The sequence below is a fragment of the Mycobacterium sp. H4Y genome (genome assembly GCF_000364405.1).
Classification (GTDB): domain Bacteria; phylum Actinomycetota; class Actinomycetes; order Mycobacteriales; family Mycobacteriaceae; genus Mycobacterium; species Mycobacterium intracellulare.
In genome coordinates this window covers 231,115-246,985 of record NZ_AKIG01000003.1, presented here as the reverse complement: position 1 = coordinate 246,985, position 15,871 = coordinate 231,115, and the positions used below count along the sequence as shown (strand labels likewise).

The following is a 15,871-nucleotide window of genomic DNA, read 5'->3' as shown; positions in this document are numbered from 1 at the left end:
CGACCTACGGGCCGTCCCAGCTCTCCGGCAACATCGGCAGACGGGCGCCGTCACCGGGCTGATTGCCGGCCAACCTGATCAGGCCTCCCGCCCGCACGTCGGGCTTGGGCAGCGTCCCGGTGAAACCCTCGATCGCACCGGGGGAGTCCGACGCCAGGGCCCGGTCGGGCTGGGACGCGCTCACCGCGCCGGAATCGTCGTCGGCCTCGATGAATTCGTACCGGTGGCCGGGGTCGATGACCGAACGCGGGCGGCGCCGCGACCGTGCCCGCTCCCGTTCCGGCGCGCTCGCGCGCGCCGCCGCCGCGGCGGCCTGCGCGGCCGGTAGCCCGGTTCTGGTGCGGCTCTGCGCTTTCGAACCCATGCCGAGGCCGAGGCCGCCCACCATGTAGCCGAAGCCCTCGGCGCCGGTCACCGGAGCGGGGGGCGTGGGGGGCGCCGCGGGCGGCGCGACGGTGGAGACCGTGGTCGCCGGGGCCGATGTCATCGACGTGACCGGGGCCGCCGGGGAGGTCGGGGCCATCGGAGCCATCGCCGGCGCAACCGACACCAGCGGCGGCTGCATCCCCACCACGGCGGGTTGCGGGGCGGCCACGGGCGCCGGGGCCGGCGCAGCCACCCCGGCCAGCCCCGCCAGGCCCGCCAGTCCGGCGAGTCCTCCCAGGCTGGTGATGGACAGGCTCAAGCCGACCTGCAACAGCAGCGGCAGCTCCTGGAGGATGAACCGCAGCGTCCTGATCGTCCAGTTGATGATCCGGAAGGTCTGCCAGGCGATGAAATAATTCATCAGCGCCGGGAATGTGGACGGGTTGAGCAGACCTGACGCGTTCTGCTGAAGCCACGCCAGGGCCTGGGCGTTTCCGTTGAAGAAGTTCCCCAGATTCTGCAGATACTCCGACGGGCTCCAGTTCGGCTGTCCCTGGCCGGGGATCTTTTCGCCGTCGGGCCCGAAGAGCATCTCCCAGATCTCTTCGGGTGTGGGCAATTGGAACGACCCCTGCCCGCCACCGCCGCCGCCGCCCGATCCGGTTCCGGTCCCGCCGCCCGCCCCAGTTCCGGTCTCGGTCCCGGTTCCACTACCGGTTCCCTTGCCACCGCCCGAGCCGGCGCCGCTGGTCAATTGCACGGCTTCGGTCGTGACCTGATAGGTGCTCATCGTGGTGGCCGCCTGGGTCCACATCCGCGCGTAGTCGGCCTCGTTGAGCGCAATCGGAATCGTATTGACCCCAAAGAAATTCGTTGCCACCAAGGCGGCGTGCATGGCATGGTTGGCGGCCAACTCGGGCAGCGTCGGCATCGCGGCCAGGGCGGCCGCGTAAGCGGTGGCCACCCCCTGATGTTGGGCGGCCGCCTCGGCGCTCAGCGTGCCGGCCAGCTCCAGCCAGGCCAGGTACGGCATGTGCGCGGCGACATACGTTTCCGCGGTCGGGCCATCCCACGCCCCGGCCGATCCGGTCAGTACCGCCGTCAATTCCGTTGCCGCCGACTGGTATTGGGAGCTCAGGGCGGCCCAGGTGCCCGCGGCGGCGAGCAGCGGGCCCGGCCCGGGACCACTGCTCAGCAACGTCGAATGCACCTCGGGGGGCAGCGCCATCCATACCGGAGCGGTCATCGTCAGCCGCCTGCCCCCAGGTACGTCGCCGCGTCCGCCGCGTCCTGGGTTTCGTAACCGATGCCCGCGAGGCTCACACCCAGCCCGGCCCGGCCCAACACCTCGACGCCCTTGGCCGCCGCGGCCGTATGCTGGCTGCCCCTGCCGCTGAAAACCGCGGCGGCTCCGAGCGATACCGGATCGGCCGCCGGTGGAACCACCGCCGAGACCACCGGGGCGGCGGCCGCATGCGCGGCCGCGAGCTGGGCGGTGATCGCCTCCACCGCCGCGCTCGTCGCGGCCAGGCCCTCGGGAAGGACTCGTAGCGTCATAGCGGCCACTCCTCACATCGGTTTCTGCCCATGAACGTCGCCGCCACCCAGGCGAGCAGACCGGCTGACAATCCGAAAACCAGATGCCAGCCGGCCTTTTCGAGCAGCCCGCTCGACACCCAAATCGACACATGACCGCCGGCGCGCAGGCCGAACACCGAACTAGCCAGTGCGACAAGATGAATCGGGCCGGCGGCTGGCGCCAGCAACCATCGCCGCACCCGCACCGCCGGCAGCGCGGCGGCGGCGTACAGCAACGCCGCCGCGGCCACATAGCGACTACTCCACAACGGCTCGCCCCACCCGTGCATCGGCAACGTCGCCACCGTGGAGGCCGCCCCGACCACGAGCACCGTCTCGCGCCGGACGGCTACCAGCGCCACCGCCACCAATAGGGTCAGCCAGACCAATCCACGGTGCCCGGGCAGGCCCAGCGGGATCCGGACATCGGTGGAGGCGACGATCGTGGCGGCCGCAAGCAGGGGGAACACCGCCTCGCGGACGGCCATGAAGCCGGCCGCAGGGCGTTGCATCACGGTCATCCGGAAAGCATAAATTGCGAGCGGCTAGCCTGGCCCTCATTTGCGGCGTATTCACAGGATAAGATCCGAAAATGCGCAGCTATATGCCGTCGCTTCGGGCAGTCGCGGTCCTGGCCGTCAGCGCTGGGATCGCGGCGTGCGGCCCCTCCGGGACCGACAACCGGCTCGTCGTCCAGGACAACCACCGCGTCCTCGACCAGTTCACCATCGCGCAGCTGCAGCAGCTCCCCCAGGTGGAGATCACCACGCCGCAATCGCACGGAGCGCAGGCCCAGAAGGGGCCCAGCGTGCGCTCGATTCTCAACGCGGCGGGCGCGGCCGACGCCACCCGGGTCCGGGTCGAGGGGCGTGACCCGGCCCAGACGCTGATCGCCGCCGCGCTCGACGATCAAACCATCCTCAGCTTCACCAAACGCAACACGCTCAAGCTGACGGGCGCGCGGCTCAGCCGCGATCAATGGGTTCGCGATGTCACCGCCCTGGTGGTCAACCCATGACCGAAGCTCTCGCGCTCGCCGGTGTGGACCTGCTCGTCGGCATCGACGACACCGACAACGCCTACACACCCGGCACCGGTCGGCGCGCCCGCGCGCTGCTTCGCGAGTTGGCGGCGGCGGGCCTCGGCGCGCCCGCCGGCGCCACCCGTCACCAGCTGCTCGTCGACGACCGGATCCCCTATACGTCCCACAATTCGAGCGCCTGCCTGGCCTGGCGCAGCGCCGACGGCGACCCCCACGGGGCACGAGGCGAAATCATCGAACTCGCCGGGCGATTCCTGGAACGGGTCTGCCCACCCGACGCCGACCCCGGCCTCGCCGTCGTCATTCCTGGGGATCTCGACGACGCAGCGCCACTCATCGAGTTCGGTCGCCGCGCCAAACGAGAGGTGTTGCATCCCAGCGAAGCCCGCGAACTCGCCCCAGCTCTCGGGGTGCATCTGTCGGGACACGGCGGCACCCGGGAGGGCATGACCGGCGCGCTGGCGGCGATCGGACTGCACCTGTCCGGCAACGACGGCCTTTTCATCACCCTGCCCGGCATCCGCAAGCTGCCCCACCACGCCACGCTCGACACCGTCCGCACCCTGACACCGATCGATCTCGCCCGCGACGACCTGCACCGCCAGCCGACACCCGGCGAGGTGATCGAACTGGGCGACTGGGTGCGCCCGGTGCTGCTCGACGGACTGGCCGTGCTGCTTCTCGAGCCACCGCGCGGTCAGGACGAGGGCGGTAGAACCTGGCGCACCGCCCCGCGCGCCGTGGTCAAACGGTATTGAGTGTTTCGACGCATGCGATTCGGGCGACCCTGACAGGAGCCATCGCAGACGTTCGGAGGAGATCCCGGTGGATCAGGAAGTCAACGCCGACTCGCCCGCTGCGCCCCAGGACGCGCGGAAGACAACCGAGGAACAACGCAAACTCCAGGAACAACTCGAGCACCAGCACGAAGACCCCCACGCGCCGGGTTTGCACCAGTCGCGGCACGACACCCCCGATGAGACCACGCGATAGGGTCACCGACAACTGTTGATTACCAATGGATTTCGGATCTCCGTTATTGTCGATCAGCCTTCGCTGTGCTCGATGCGGGCTCGGCGATCGTGGGCGAGCGCCGCGACCGCCACCCAGGTCAGGGTCAGGCCCCCGAGGGCCGCCGCGGGGATCGCCCACACGCGCCGGGCCATCAGCGCGTTATTGCACTGACGCACGTAGTTGCTGCCCGCCGCGTGCGGCGCGCCGGCGCTTGCCTTTTGGCCGGGCGGTTTCTTCTCCGCGTTGAAGGCCTGGGTCAGATCGGTGGTAAAACCGCTGCCGCATTTGACTTGCCAGCCGAACTGGTCGTAGGCCTCGATGAAAACCGGGAACCGGAGCGCGAAAAGTCCGCCGGCCAAGAACACCACCGCCGCGAAGACAATGAGCGGTCCGCGGGTGATCATCCCCCTGAGCCCCCTAGGTCATGCACACGTTGGCGAAAAGCAGCACCGGCCAGGACACGATCGAGCCGAGGAACGACACCACCAAATCGACGCCGTGCATGTCGTGCAGATGCGCCGTGTGGGTGCTCGACCAGATCACGCCGACGATCAGGTACGGCGTACCCAGCAGGATGCCCAGTCCCAGCAGTTCGGCGATGCTCAACTGATACTCGAGGAGCTTGCGGAGCCTGCTGAGCATGAGCGTCCCTTTCGCGCGGGCGCTGCCGGAATTGCCGCCGACCCACACCAAGCGATGAGGACCACCACATTCCGGCGCGCGGACTAGACGCTGAATATGTTAATCCCGATTCGCACGTTTTGGTAGTGCAGGGGACCGGCCGGCGGTGATCGGCACGACGGCTTCACGCGGAGATATGCTGCTGCAACGGCACGTTCAGCACCGCCGACTCGTCGATCGCTACGCACGCATCACAGCAAGTGCAGCGCGGTTCTTCGGATTGAATTGTCTGTCAGCGACGTTGTCGGATCTCGCCGACCGCGTCGGGCGATGCGGCCGGCCGCCCCAGCACCGTCACTTCCATCAGGCGACGAACCGTGAGCGTGGCGGACAGGCTGGTGTCGGGGTACACGAGTCGCCCGATGTCCACCGCGAGCGCGAACGCGGCGTGCACGGCGTACCGCGCGCGTCCCAGGGTGAGTTCCGGCCTGGCGGCGACGGCCAACCGGGCCCAGGATTCGACGGTCGAGCGCTGAATGTTGTAGAGCAGCACCGCATCTGACTCGGGCAGGTTGTGACGCTCGGTGTAATAGACGCACGCGAGCTCGGGGTTGGCGAAGGACCGGGTCACATAGGCGTCGATGAGCCGGGCGAGCGCCTGCTCCGGGTCGTCGCTGGTGGCCAGGATGCTGGACAGGTCGCCGGAGAGTTGGTCGGCGGCGCGCCGGTAGTAGACCGCCAAGATGGCGGCCTTCCCCGGAAAGTATTGGTAGATGCTGGCAACCGGTATGCCCACCGCGGCGGCGATGTCCTCCATCGCGGTCTCGCGGTAACCGCGTTCGTTGAACAGGCGCATTGACTCGTGGAGCAGCAGCTCGTAGCTGCCCGCGGCGCTGGTCAGCGTCGACGTCCGCAGCGGTTCGGAGCCGCGTCGGTGCTGCGCCGGCAACTCGGCGTGCAGCACCGCGGTCGCGATATCGGTGAGCGCCGCCCGGATCTCCGCGTTGCCGAGGCGGGACCGATGGTCGGTGATGCTGCCGATGACGCTCAACGTGGCCGCCGACAGCAACCAGCGTTGCCGCGATGTGAGTTTGGGGCGCAGCCTGACCAACGGCCGCTGCAGGCGCCGGTTGATCAGCTTGATCTGCTCCGCCGAAGCGCGTTGGTCGTCCCCGCGCAGATAGCGGCCTTCCCACCGATACAGCCCGCCGGTGGTGCGGTTGACGATCGTGGTGTCGATCAGCGCACGGGTGAGCGCGCTGAGGACCTTTTCGGGATCGGCGTCGGCGGGCACGTCGTCGGCGAACGCCGTCGCGTCGACCAGTTGCTGGCCCAGCGCCAAGACGACATCGCGGAACAGGTCGTATTTGCCTTGCGAATGCCGGTACAGCGCGGCCGCGGAAATCCCGACCCTCGCCGCGATATTCTCCATGCTGACGGCGTGGTAGCCCAGCTCGCTGAAGGCATCGGTGGCGGCGCGGGCGATCTGGATCTTGCGGTCCTTCGGGCGCCGCTTGACGTGATCCGCAGACGAGCGGCTAGCCGATGGCATACAGATCACCGTAGCCGCAGCGGCGGCTGATCGGGCGATCGGTGGACCGCCGGTTTTGTGGGGACGGCAAGTTGGGGCCGCGCGCCCGGGCGCAGCGTCGTACGCGAGGTCATTGGACGTCTAACCCCGTTACGCCCCGCCGAATTCCGGCCGCAGCACCGGGCTGAGCGCGCTGAGCGGGATGTGTGGCTGGGCGGTGCCTCCGTCCATAAACCATTGCTGGGACTGCCCGTACTGGATCGGGGAGTCGTGCCCGACCGGGTAGTCCGGCATGTAGAGAATCAGCTCGTCGGGCGTGAGCGCCCACGCCTTGTAGCCCCCGGAGAACACGTTGTCCGGTGTCCAGCGGTCGACGGTGAACGGATATGTCCCCGGGGTGTGTTGCCACGCGGCGCGGTCGAGCGCCTCCTGAATGAACGGTTCGGCCAACGGAGGGATAGCGGTCAGCGGGTCGACACCGGGTTTGGTGATGTCAGCCAGCTGCAGCCGCCGTCCGGACGCCATGTCGAAGGTGAACGTGCGATAGGCGTTGTTGAACGACGGCCCGTCGGCGTGGTAGTCCTCGTGGAAGGCGACGCTGAGCGCGCGCCCATGCGAGAAGACTTGGAAGTTCTCCTCGCCCCAGCTGTCTTGGACCATCGAGGCGCCCTTCGCGCGCCAGTTGTTCATCAGGGTGTGCAGGTACTCGCGGATCGCGGGGCCGCTGGTCGGGTTTTCGACCAGATCGCCCGGCAGGGCCATCTTGATGTCGCGCACGGCTTTTCGCTCGGATGTCACCGAGGCGTGGCAGTACTGTCCGTCCCAGTCCCCGCCGAGGTCGCCGCAAAACGCCTGCGCCGACGCCGACGCCGACGCCGACGGCGCGGTCAACACCGCCGCGGCCACCGCCGCGACACTGGCCGAAAGCCGGATTATCCGCATGACCGAAACGTCCTAGGGGAGTTCGACTTTGCTGGCCAGCCAACGGCCGCCGACATTGTCCATCGTGATCTTCATCCGACTCCGGTCGACGCGGCCGTCGGGTCGCACGGCATTGCTGACCGTCTGGTCGACCATCAACAACACCACCGCCCTGGTTCTGCTCAGGGATTCGATCGCGGAGTCGACGACCGTGCCGTGCGCGGTGGCCTTGTTGTCGACCAGCAGCTGCCGAAGCTGCGCGCTGGCCTTGGTGTAGGTGTCCTTGAATTCCCCTGTGGCGCCGTCGAGTACGGCGGAGAAGTTCTGGTCGACCTGGTTGGAGTCGATGCTGGTCAGCACCTGGGCATAATCGATCGCGGTTCGCTGGGCCGCCTGCCCGGCCTGAGTCACCGTGTGCTCATCCCACAGCTTGGCGCCCAGCCCACCCGCAAGGCCGAATGCGCCCAGGTAGACGGCGGCCACCACGGCGATGCGGGCGTACCTTTTCCACGGGCGCGCCGCGGTTTTCGGGTCCTTCTCCCCGGTGTCCGACGCGTCTTCCCCGTCGTCGGGTGGCTTCTCGATGTCCTCGGTGGTGTCGCATGCTTGGTCGGCGGTCACGGTCACGGTGGCTCCTTGAGGTCTGGGTGTCGGTGGGTCAGTGGGGTGGTTCGATCGGCAGCACCGGTCCGCCGTACGGCGTGGGAATGGTGAACCGGACCTTGGGTGTTGGATCCGCGGTTTGGCCGAGGTCGGCGCCGGCCGGGGGGCCCGCGGTGTCGTCGCCGCCCGGCCGGGGGGCGTTCTTGGCGCCGCGGATCAACACCTGGGGGTCGTCGTCGCGGCAATAGGTGTACAGGAACGGTTCGGGGTAGTCCGCCGACGACGACGGCCGGCGCGGGGTGCCGTAGTCACAGGTGTAGCGCGGGTAGATGTCGGCGGTCGCCCACAGCCCGTGCTCGTGCATGGTCGTCATCAGGGCCTCGAGCGTGGACCCCCGGTAGTTCGGGAAGACCGCGTTCAAGGCCGGAACCCGGACATAGATGATCCGCGCGGTGGTCACCAGGTTGGCCAGCAGCCCGACCATGGTGTCGGAGTTGTCGTCGAACAGGTTGTCCACCGACGACATCGCGTGCGGTGTCTGGTCGACGAATTTGCGATAGCCGCGGTCCATCTTGTTCACACCGGTCATGAGGTCGCCGACATTGCGTGCGGCGACCGCGAGCCCGGCATTCTTGTCGGAGAGGGTGGTCAGGACCACGCGACTGGTCTTGAGCATGCTGACGGTCTGCGGCAGCACCGGGTCCATCGTCGAGAGCAGGAACGTCGAACCGTCGATGATGTCGGTGAGCTTCTGCGGGCCCTCCTTGCTCAAACTCAGTTCGCGCTTCACGATTTCGAGCTTCTTCGGGTCGGTTTGGGCGAGCATCCCATCGGCGTCGGCCAGCACCTGGGACAGCGGGATGGGAGTCGTGGTGCGCTGTGGGCCGATCACGCTGCCGTTCGACAGGAACGGTCCGCTGTTGGAGGCGGGCTCGAAATCGATGTACTGTTCGCCGGCGGGTGAGAGTCCGGACACCCGCACCGGGCTGGCGGCGGGAATCTTGGTGTTCGCGTTGATGTTTGCGATCACCTCGACACCGGTGGGTGTGGGTCGCAGGGACTGGATCCGTCCGACCCGGATCCCGCGGACGGACACGTCTTGGTTGGCCAGCAACCCGCCGGATTCGGGCAGCCGGATCGTGACCTGGAAGGTGGGGTCCAGCGGATTGATGCGCAATGCGCCGATCGCCAGGTAGGCCAGGCCGACCACGAGGGTGAGCACCAGGGCGAGGCCGGACAGCCAGGCGCGCTGGCGGTGACCGGCTCGGACCGCGGCGACGATGATTCGAGCGAGGGTGTCGATCATCGCGGTGGCTCCGGGTTCATGGGATCGGGCGGCGCTTCTCCCCCGGGCGCCGGGGGGAGCGGCGGACCGCTCGGCGTCCACGGGGATTGGCCCATCGGCGTTTGCGGCCCGCGACCCACGACGCGTTCCTGCAGGCGCCACAACACGTACTTGATCGAGCCGATCATGTAGTTCCAGTCGCGGCGCATGGGTCCGTGAAACGCCGGGTCGCCCTTGAACCCCCCGGTCTCCGCCCCGGTACCGGGTCGCGATCCCATGACCAGCCGGTCGAAGCTTCCGCGTACCGAAATGGCGTCGCTGGACGTGGTTTTCACGAACGGCGGGATCAGCCGGTTCAGCGCGGCGAGGCTGGTATCGGGGCTCAGCACGACATCGTTCCAGGCGGCGGCGATGGTGTTGGCGTCCTTGATGACGCTGCGGCCCGTCTTGTCGGTGCCGGCGATGGAGGGGAATTTGGAGAGCTGCCGGGTCGTGGCGCCGAGTTCGTCGACCACGTCGGCGATTTCATCGGCGTTGCTGGACAACAGGTTCGTGGCCGGGCCGACGGCCTGCAAGACCTCGGTGATCGCCTGGTTCTTCTCATCCAGGCGATCGGCCAGGCCCGCCGTCTCGGTCACCGCCGCGTCGATCTGCTCCGATCGGGCGTTGAGTTTGCCCAGCAATAGATTGGTCCGGTTGATCAGGTCGCCGAACGCGCGTCCCTGGTCGCCTGTTGCCTTCCCGGCGCCGTTGACGATGTTGGTGAAGTTGCGGACCGCACCGCCGTTGACGAGGAGCGCGGCCGAGCTGAGCACGCTCTCGACGGTGGCGGCGGCGCGGGTGGCCGGCAGCCCGATGGTTTCGCCGCCCTTGAGTAGCGGCGCATTCGGGTCCACCGGGGTCGGTGGCTTGATGGCGACGAACACGTCGCCGAGCGGTGTCGCCGATCGCAGCTCCGCGGTGCTGCCGACGGGGATGCGCACGCCGTCCATGATGCGCAGGGTGGTCACCGCGTTGTAGTTGCGCGCGACCATCTTCTCGAGTTGCCCGACGTCGGCGCCGGCGAGTTTGACCTTGGCATGGGCGGGCAGATTCAGGGCGTTGGAGAACACGGCGTTGAGCAAATATCCACCGCCGCCGATTCCCGGTGCCGGCAGCGGCAAACTGGCCAGGCCGTTGGTGGCACAGCCCGCACTGACCATCACCGCGCTCAGCGCCGCCGCCATTGCCTTGTGCTTGCCCCAGGTCATCGCTACTGCCCCATCGCCGAGAGGCCGTCGAGAATGTAGGTCAGACCAAAGTCCGGGCCGTAATCCTGTAGCGTCCCTGTGCTGCAGCCCAATTGGCGCAGGTGCATCAGATTGCACAGCTCCTTGGCCGACTGGCTGTCGGTGAGCGCCTTGTCGAGCAGGCCGTGCACACGGATCGCGCCATTGGTGCGATCGACGGTGTTGTACAGGTTTTCCAGCGTCAGCGGGAGCACGTCCAGCATCTCGGCCACGACGCGCTGATCCGCGACAAGAGTCTTGGCGACCGTGTCCCCGTTGCGGACGGCCTGCTTGAGGTTGTCGCGATTGTTCTCGATCAGCGTGGTGACTTCTTCGAGTATTCGGTTGATGGTCCGCCCGGTGGCGCCAGTGCCGAACTTCTCGTCGGCCAGGATCTGGCTGAGCTGCCGTGTGGTGGAGCCGAACTCGCGCACCTTGGCGTCGTTGCGCGCGGCCGCCTCGGTGATCGAGCTGAGGTCGGTGACGATGGTGGTCAGTTGCTCGCGGGTGGTGACGCCACGCTCGGAACTGAGGCGCAGCGCTTTGGAAAGCTCGTCGAGGGCGGCCAGGATCTTCTTGCCGTTCCCATCGGTGATGGCGACGGCCGCGTCGCTGAGGTCGGCGACCGGGCCGCCGCCCTTCCCGTCGCCCTTGAGCGATTTGGAGACTTTGTCGAGCATGTCGAGGACGCGGTCGAACGCCACGGGCGTCTTCGTCCTGGTCAGTCCTATGGTGTCGTGGTTCTTGAGCACCGGTCCGCTCCGGTATGGCGGGGTCAATTCAACCTGGCGGTCGGTGAGTATCGAGGTAGTGATCGTGACGGCGCGGACCGCGGCGGGGATCTTGACCTTCTTGTCCACCGTCAGCTCGGCCTCGACGTAGCTGCCTTTGGACGTGACCTTGCTGACCTTCCCCACCGGCATGCCGAGCACCGCGACCACGTTTCCCTCGTAAAGGCCGGCGGCGCTGTCGAATTGAGCGATCACGGTCATCGTGTCGAGGCGCGATTTGACATAGTGCCCTAGCACGCCGATGGCGACGGCCGCCGCCGCCGCTGCCACCGCGGCGACGGCGATGAGCCTGCCCCGACCGGAGATCATTTGCAGTCCTTGAAGTACTGGATCATCTTGAATTCCTTCGCGCGGCCACTGATGGCGCACATCCACGAGTCGATGGCGAGCCCGTTGGGCAGGTTGAATTCGACGACCGGACCGTAGCCGGTGGCGTTCGTCAAGCCCCGCAGCGCCACCGGGGCGACCTGCAGCGTGTTGCGCACCAAGTCGTCGTGCTGGCCGATCATGTTCGTCAGGTCATGCAGGTTGACGAACAATTCGTCGAGCATGGGGCGGTTGGTGACGACGACCTTGTCGAGCTGATCGACCAGCTCGGTCAGCGCCGCGAACATGGCGTGGAAGGTGGCCTGGCGGGCCACCAGGTGGCCGAGCAGGTCCTGCCCTTGATCCATCAGATGCCCGATGTTGGTCTGCTGGCTTCGTAGCGTATTGACCACTCGCTGAGTGCTTTTCAGCAGCGTGCCGAGCTGTCCCCGGCGGTCGGCGGTGATCGCCGACAACGTCTGCAGGTTCGCGACCGCCTGCGGAACCAGCGGCGGTACCCCGCCCAGTTGCTTGCCCAGCACGGCGAGCGACTGCGCGAACTGGTCGGAATCGACCTGCTCGAATGTGGTGGTGGCGTCTTCGAGCAGAGACTGCAGGTCGTAGGGCACCGCGGTGTGGGACAGGGTGATCGTCTTGCCCGGAATCGATCCCGGGCCGTCGGGCACCAGCTCCAGATAGCGCGATCCGAGGATGGTCATCACCTTGATGACCGCCCGGGTGTCCTTGCCCAGCGCGACGTTGTCCCGCACGCTCAAGCCCGCTTCGACGTGATCGCCGTCGAGTTTCATGCTGGTGACGTGCCCGACCTCGATCCCGGCGATGGTGATGGGGTTTCCGGGCCGCAGCGTGGCGGCTTGCAGGAATTCGGCGGTGTAATGGGTGTAACCGACGCCGAGAAGCTTGATCCCCAGCGACACCGCGACGAGGACCGCGACCACCGCGAGCCCGCCCAGTCCGAGCCAGGTCCTGTTGTAGGACTCGAGCGGTCGCCAGCGCAGCCATCGGGTTCTCAGAGCGTCAGCCATTGGCCATGTTCCTGCATCGCGGGGTGTGCCACCCCATGTTCTTCGTGGTGATCGGATACGCGTTTCCGGGCGTGGCCGCGTTGACGATGAACGTGGTGATGTCGTTGAGCCCGGGGAAGAAGCCCGTCGCGTTCAGGTCACACGCGTAGGCGTTGCCGTAGGAACCCTCGCTGAGCGCCCGCGCGAAACCCTTGAGCAACAGGGGGAGGTTGTCACCGGTGAACGCCAGCTGGGGCTCGATTCCGGCCAGGTGCTTGCTGAATCCCGGCTCCCGGGTGATCAGCTGGTTCAATGACGGGTCGACGTCGTCGGCGATCGCCGCGAGGCGGCGGGTCACGCGGGCGATCGAACCCACCGAATCCTGCAGCGCCGGGCGGCGGGCATCGAAATTGGCTACCGCGGAGCGGGTTTGATCGAGGGCGTGGTCGAGGTCGTCGTTTTGCCGCGCGACGGTGTCGGTGACCTTGGTGAGATTGCTGATGAGGTCGCCCAACGACTGGTCGCGCGCCGACAGCGTCCGCGTGATCGTCGAGGTCTGCTGCACCAGCAGCGGAATGGACGCCTGGTCGCCTTGCAGCGACTGCAGGACCCCCTTGGTCAGGTCGTCGGCGTCTTTGGGGTTGAGCAGGGTGAACAGCGGCTCGAAACCGTTGAGCAGCTTGCCGACGTCAAAGGAGGGTTCCGTCTGCTGCACCGGTATCACGCTGCCCGCCGAAAGCGTTCCCCTGCTGCCGGTTTCGCCGAGCGACAACCCCAGATACCGCTGCCCGATGATGTTCTGGTAGGTCACCGATGCGACCGTGTTGCCGTACAGGTGCTGGTCGTTCTCGACGATGAACGAGACCTTCGCCAATTTGCCGGCCAGTTCGATGTTTTCGACGCGGCCCACCCGCACGCCGGCCATGCGGACGTCGTCACCGATGCGTAGTCCATACACGTCGGTGAACATCGCCGCGTACGGCGTGGTCGGCCCGGCCACGTCGCGCCGCAGGGTGGCGTACACCATCCACGTCACGGTGATGGCGATCGCCATGAACAGCGACAGCCCGATCAGCGGTCCGCGTACCTTCATTTCGGCTCACCACCCGGCGCCGGCTGCGGTTGCCGTGGTTTCAGGGAGACCGTGGCGCCGCGCGCCAGCGGGCCCAGCAGCAGTTGCGTCGCAACCGACGCCGGACGGCCCTGGCCGGTGATCGCGCCGAGTTGGTCGCGTTCGTGTTGGCTGCCCACCGGGCCGACGTTGCCGCCGTAGGACGCCGGCGCGGCCGCATCGGGCGGGTCCGGACTGGGCGGAGGCGGTCCCGGCGCCGCTGCGGGCGGCGCGTCGTCGGGGTCGGCGGTCCCCGGGACGCGGGGGGTCGGGCCGATCTGCCACGGCCACCACGGCAACGGCGGGTTGGGGTCTTCCAGGCTGGGATTCGGGTTGAACAGGGGCGGGCCCACCGCGGTAAGGTTGCCATCCGGTCCGATCTGCGTGCCCGGGGGCGGCGCCAAATCCGCTGGCGCGTGGTAGTTCTGCGGCAACAACACCTCGGGCAGGTCCGGGCGCACCGCGATGGTCGGGGCGGTGTAGCAGCTCGGCCCGAGCAACTGACCATACCGCGGGCAATCGGCGCGGGTGTAGGTGTAGGTCGGGGTGAGCGCCAGATTGACTCGCATGTTCCCGGTGTCCATTTCCGGATCCCACACCTCTTCGAAGAACTTGTCCGACAGCCGGTTCAGCCGGGTGAAGATGGGGACGAATTTGTCGCTGTTCAGGGCGAACACGCCGAGGGCGGGCGTGAGGTTCTGGCTCATCTCGATCAGCTGGTCGGTGTGGTTGTCGAACGCTTGCCGGTTCACGCCGAAGGTGTGGTGCGAGCCGGTGACCAGAGACCGGAATTGCTCGCGCTTTTCGGCCAGCGTTTGCATCGGTTTGACGGCGTCGTGCAAGACGTCGACGAGGTCGGGCGCGGTGGCCTGCAGGCCGCGGGTGGCGTCCAGCAGCGCGGAGACCGTGGACGGGCCCGGGTCGGTGGTCACGATGGCGTTGAGCTCGTCGAGCAGCCGGGTCAGCTGCGCGCCGGCAGTCAGCAAGGTGCCGCGCCGGTTGTTGGTGGCGGCCGCGACGGCGGCCAGGATGCCGACACTGTGGTCTTCGCGGGCCCGGCCGGTGGCGGCCAGGATGTCGCGTAGCTTGCTGATCGTGGTCTGAAAGATCACCGTCGACAGCTGCAGGTCCTCGGGGATGCGCGTCCCGGTGCGGATGCTCGGGCTCGGGCCGCCGTCGACGAGTTGCACCGACGAGACCGCGAACACGTTGCTGGGCACCACGCGCGCGGTCACCGCGCTCGGGATGTCCTTGGCGTATTCGGGTTTGAGGTTGATGTGCACGTAGTTCGGTTTGCCGTAGGCCGCCGGGACGACGTTGTCGACGGCGCCGACGAGCAGCCCGTGGTATTTGACATCGGACCGCGCCGGCAGCCCATCGCCCACGTTCGTCAGCTCCGCGACCACGCGGATGTAGTCGTTGAGCCGGCCGGTGGACTTCAGCAGCAGGCTTGCCGTGATCAGTCCCGCGATCAGCAGCACCGTCGCGCCCAGGGCCACCAGCTGTTGGTCGGTGGGGCCCCGCCCGTCGAAATCTAGCGAATTGGCCATTCAGCCACCGAATCTCGCGCCGGCGTCGATGCTCCACAGCGCCATCGTGAGCAACATGTTGACCATGATCACGACGGTGATGCTCGCCCGCATGGCATGCCCGGCCGCGACGCCCACGCCCTCGGGTCCGCCCGCGGCGTAGAACCCGTAGTAACACTGCACGGTGGAGGAAAGCCACACGAAGACAACGCATTTGAGTACCGAGTAGGCGATGTCCTTGGCGCTGAGCATCATCGTGAAGTAGTGCAGGTACGGGCCGATCGATCCGCCGCTGATGATGTTGGCGACCACCTGGCACGTGAGGTAGGTGACGGCGAGGCAGGCGATGTAGAGCGGGATGACGGCGATGACGGAGGCCATCAACCTCGTCGTGACCAGGAACGGGATGGGGCGTATCGCCAGGGATTCCAGGGCGTCGATCTCTTCGGCGATGCGCATGGCGCCGAGTTGGGCGGTGAACCGGCAGCCGGCCTGCATCGCGAACGCCAGGGAGGCCATGATGGGCGCCAGTTCGCGGGTGTTGACCAGTGACGAGATGATCCCGGTGGCGGGGCCGAGGCCGAGCAGGTTGAGAAAGTTGTATCCCTCCACGGCCACCAGTGCGCCGGCGGTGAAGCCGAGGACCACCGCGACGCCGGCGGTGCCGCCGCCGACCACGATCGAGCCGTTGCCCCAGGCGATGTTCGACAGCAATCGTAGGAATTCCGTGCGGTATTGCCGAAGCACGATCGGCACCGCGAGCACGGCACGGACGAAGAAGACCAGCATGTGTCCCAGGCGCATGGTAGGTGCGGCCGCGACCCGGTATGCGCCGATGAACGGTCGTGCGAGTCCGGGAACGTATGCGGAGGCCGTCATT

18 protein-coding genes are annotated in these 15,871 nt (G+C 67.5%); 3 read left to right on the top strand and 15 right to left on the bottom strand.

Annotation, left to right across the window (positions count from 1 at the left end; translation table 11 throughout):
- Window positions 1-4: 4 nt before the first annotated feature.
- From W7U_RS22060 to W7U_RS22050, 3 genes are read right to left on the bottom strand one after another with little or no spacing between them, the layout of a single operon-like run.
- Window positions 5-1,594, bottom strand: a complete 1,590-nt coding sequence (locus W7U_RS22060; protein WP_008262806.1) for a PPE domain-containing protein — start codon at window positions 1,592-1,594, stop codon at window positions 5-7.
- Window positions 1,595-1,614: 20 nt separating this feature from the next.
- Window positions 1,615-1,923 carry a PE family protein gene (locus W7U_RS22055; protein WP_008262795.1) on the bottom strand — a complete coding sequence of 103 codons (309 nt, stop codon included), beginning with the start codon at window positions 1,921-1,923 and terminating at the stop codon, window positions 1,615-1,617.
- Window positions 1,920-2,465 carry a hypothetical protein gene (locus tag W7U_RS22050; protein ID WP_008262794.1) on the bottom strand — a complete coding sequence of 182 codons (546 nt, stop codon included), beginning with the start codon at window positions 2,463-2,465 and terminating at the stop codon, window positions 1,920-1,922. Before W7U_RS22050 ends, W7U_RS22055 begins: the two co-directional genes overlap by 4 nt.
- A gap of 71 nt (window positions 2,466-2,536) precedes the next feature.
- Here W7U_RS22050 and W7U_RS22045 point away from each other — a divergent pair, with 71 nt between their 5' ends.
- The 3 genes from W7U_RS22045 to W7U_RS26570 all read left to right on the top strand — a co-directional run bounded on the left by W7U_RS22045 (window position 2,537) and on the right by W7U_RS26570 (window position 3,979).
- The gene (locus W7U_RS22045; protein WP_008262793.1) at window positions 2,537-2,962 is read left to right on the top strand and encodes a hypothetical protein; all 426 of its coding nucleotides are present in this window, start codon (window positions 2,537-2,539) and stop codon (window positions 2,960-2,962) included.
- Window positions 2,959-3,744, top strand: a complete 786-nt coding sequence (locus W7U_RS22040; protein WP_008262792.1) for a hypothetical protein — start codon at window positions 2,959-2,961, stop codon at window positions 3,742-3,744. Before W7U_RS22045 ends, W7U_RS22040 begins: the two co-directional genes overlap by 4 nt.
- Before the next feature lie 67 nt (window positions 3,745-3,811).
- The gene (locus tag W7U_RS26570) at window positions 3,812-3,979 is read left to right on the top strand and encodes a hypothetical protein (protein WP_008262791.1); all 168 of its coding nucleotides are present in this window, start codon (window positions 3,812-3,814) and stop codon (window positions 3,977-3,979) included.
- Between the two features lie 53 nt (window positions 3,980-4,032).
- Here W7U_RS26570 and W7U_RS22035 read toward each other — a convergent pair whose 3' ends face one another.
- The 12 genes from W7U_RS22035 to W7U_RS21980 all read right to left on the bottom strand — a co-directional run bounded on the left by W7U_RS22035 (window position 4,033) and on the right by W7U_RS21980 (window position 15,870).
- Window positions 4,033-4,404: a hypothetical protein gene (locus tag W7U_RS22035; protein WP_008262790.1), complete on the bottom strand. Its 372-nt coding sequence runs from the start codon at window positions 4,402-4,404 to the stop codon at window positions 4,033-4,035.
- A 13-nt stretch (window positions 4,405-4,417) separates the two neighbouring features.
- Window positions 4,418-4,642 (bottom strand): hypothetical protein, encoded by a 225-nt coding sequence (locus tag W7U_RS22030; protein WP_008262789.1) that lies wholly within the window; start codon window positions 4,640-4,642, stop codon window positions 4,418-4,420.
- Window positions 4,643-4,913: 271 nt separating this feature from the next.
- A complete protein-coding gene (locus W7U_RS22025; protein ID WP_008262788.1) occupies window positions 4,914-6,173 on the bottom strand; it encodes a TetR/AcrR family transcriptional regulator in 1,260 nt (419 codons plus the stop codon).
- Window positions 6,174-6,302: 129 nt separating this feature from the next.
- A complete protein-coding gene (locus W7U_RS22020; protein ID WP_008262786.1) occupies window positions 6,303-7,094 on the bottom strand; it encodes a mannan-binding family protein in 792 nt (263 codons plus the stop codon).
- 12 nt (window positions 7,095-7,106) lie between these two features.
- Window positions 7,107-7,700, bottom strand: a complete 594-nt coding sequence (locus W7U_RS22015) for a hypothetical protein (RefSeq protein ID WP_008262784.1) — start codon at window positions 7,698-7,700, stop codon at window positions 7,107-7,109.
- A 31-nt stretch (window positions 7,701-7,731) separates the two neighbouring features.
- Window positions 7,732-8,982, bottom strand: a complete 1,251-nt coding sequence (locus W7U_RS22010; RefSeq protein WP_008262782.1) for an MlaD family protein — start codon at window positions 8,980-8,982, stop codon at window positions 7,732-7,734.
- Window positions 8,979-10,211, bottom strand: a complete 1,233-nt coding sequence (locus W7U_RS22005) for an MlaD family protein (protein ID WP_036429734.1) — start codon at window positions 10,209-10,211, stop codon at window positions 8,979-8,981. Before W7U_RS22005 ends, W7U_RS22010 begins: the two co-directional genes overlap by 4 nt.
- Window positions 10,212-10,213: 2 nt before the next feature.
- The gene (locus W7U_RS22000) at window positions 10,214-11,329 is read right to left on the bottom strand and encodes an MCE family protein (RefSeq protein ID WP_008262777.1); all 1,116 of its coding nucleotides are present in this window, start codon (window positions 11,327-11,329) and stop codon (window positions 10,214-10,216) included.
- A complete protein-coding gene (locus W7U_RS21995) occupies window positions 11,326-12,372 on the bottom strand; it encodes an MCE family protein (RefSeq protein ID WP_008262776.1) in 1,047 nt (348 codons plus the stop codon). Before W7U_RS21995 ends, W7U_RS22000 begins: the two co-directional genes overlap by 4 nt.
- Window positions 12,365-13,444, bottom strand: a complete 1,080-nt coding sequence (locus tag W7U_RS21990) for an MCE family protein (protein WP_008262775.1) — start codon at window positions 13,442-13,444, stop codon at window positions 12,365-12,367. Before W7U_RS21990 ends, W7U_RS21995 begins: the two co-directional genes overlap by 8 nt.
- Entirely contained in the window at window positions 13,441-15,012 is a 1,572-nt protein-coding gene (locus W7U_RS21985) for an MCE family protein (RefSeq protein ID WP_008262774.1), read from the bottom strand. Before W7U_RS21985 ends, W7U_RS21990 begins: the two co-directional genes overlap by 4 nt.
- Window positions 15,013-15,870, bottom strand: a complete 858-nt coding sequence (locus W7U_RS21980) for an ABC transporter permease (protein WP_008262773.1) — start codon at window positions 15,868-15,870, stop codon at window positions 15,013-15,015.
- Between the last annotated feature and the right edge of the window lies 1 nt (window position 15,871).

Bases quoted from the DNA above. Each gene is read 5' to 3' on its own strand.
- W7U_RS22060 (WP_008262806.1), bottom strand. From the start codon at position 1,594: ATGGCGCTGCCCCCCGAGGTGCATTCGACGTTGCTGAGCAGTGGTCCC.
- W7U_RS22055 (WP_008262795.1), bottom strand. From the start codon at position 1,923: ATGACGCTACGAGTCCTTCCCGAGGGCCTGGCCGCGACGAGCGCGGCG.
- W7U_RS22050 (WP_008262794.1), bottom strand. From the start codon at position 2,465: ATGACCGTGATGCAACGCCCTGCGGCCGGCTTCATGGCCGTCCGCGAG.
- W7U_RS22045 (WP_008262793.1), top strand. From the start codon at position 2,537: ATGCGCAGCTATATGCCGTCGCTTCGGGCAGTCGCGGTCCTGGCCGTC.
- W7U_RS22040 (WP_008262792.1), top strand. From the start codon at position 2,959: ATGACCGAAGCTCTCGCGCTCGCCGGTGTGGACCTGCTCGTCGGCATC.
- W7U_RS22035 (WP_008262790.1), bottom strand. From the start codon at position 4,404: ATGATCACCCGCGGACCGCTCATTGTCTTCGCGGCGGTGGTGTTCTTG.
- W7U_RS22030 (WP_008262789.1), bottom strand. From the start codon at position 4,642: ATGCTCAGCAGGCTCCGCAAGCTCCTCGAGTATCAGTTGAGCATCGCC.
- W7U_RS22025 (WP_008262788.1), bottom strand. From the start codon at position 6,173: ATGCCATCGGCTAGCCGCTCGTCTGCGGATCACGTCAAGCGGCGCCCG.
- W7U_RS22020 (WP_008262786.1), bottom strand. From the start codon at position 7,094: ATGCGGATAATCCGGCTTTCGGCCAGTGTCGCGGCGGTGGCCGCGGCG.
- W7U_RS22010 (WP_008262782.1), bottom strand. From the start codon at position 8,982: ATGATCGACACCCTCGCTCGAATCATCGTCGCCGCGGTCCGAGCCGGT.
- W7U_RS22005 (WP_036429734.1), bottom strand. From the start codon at position 10,211: ATGACCTGGGGCAAGCACAAGGCAATGGCGGCGGCGCTGAGCGCGGTG.
- W7U_RS22000 (WP_008262777.1), bottom strand. From the start codon at position 11,329: ATGATCTCCGGTCGGGGCAGGCTCATCGCCGTCGCCGCGGTGGCAGCG.
- W7U_RS21995 (WP_008262776.1), bottom strand. From the start codon at position 12,372: ATGGCTGACGCTCTGAGAACCCGATGGCTGCGCTGGCGACCGCTCGAG.
- W7U_RS21990 (WP_008262775.1), bottom strand. From the start codon at position 13,444: ATGAAGGTACGCGGACCGCTGATCGGGCTGTCGCTGTTCATGGCGATC.
- W7U_RS21985 (WP_008262774.1), bottom strand. From the start codon at position 15,012: ATGGCCAATTCGCTAGATTTCGACGGGCGGGGCCCCACCGACCAACAG.
- W7U_RS21980 (WP_008262773.1), bottom strand. From the start codon at position 15,870: ATGACGGCCTCCGCATACGTTCCCGGACTCGCACGACCGTTCATCGGC.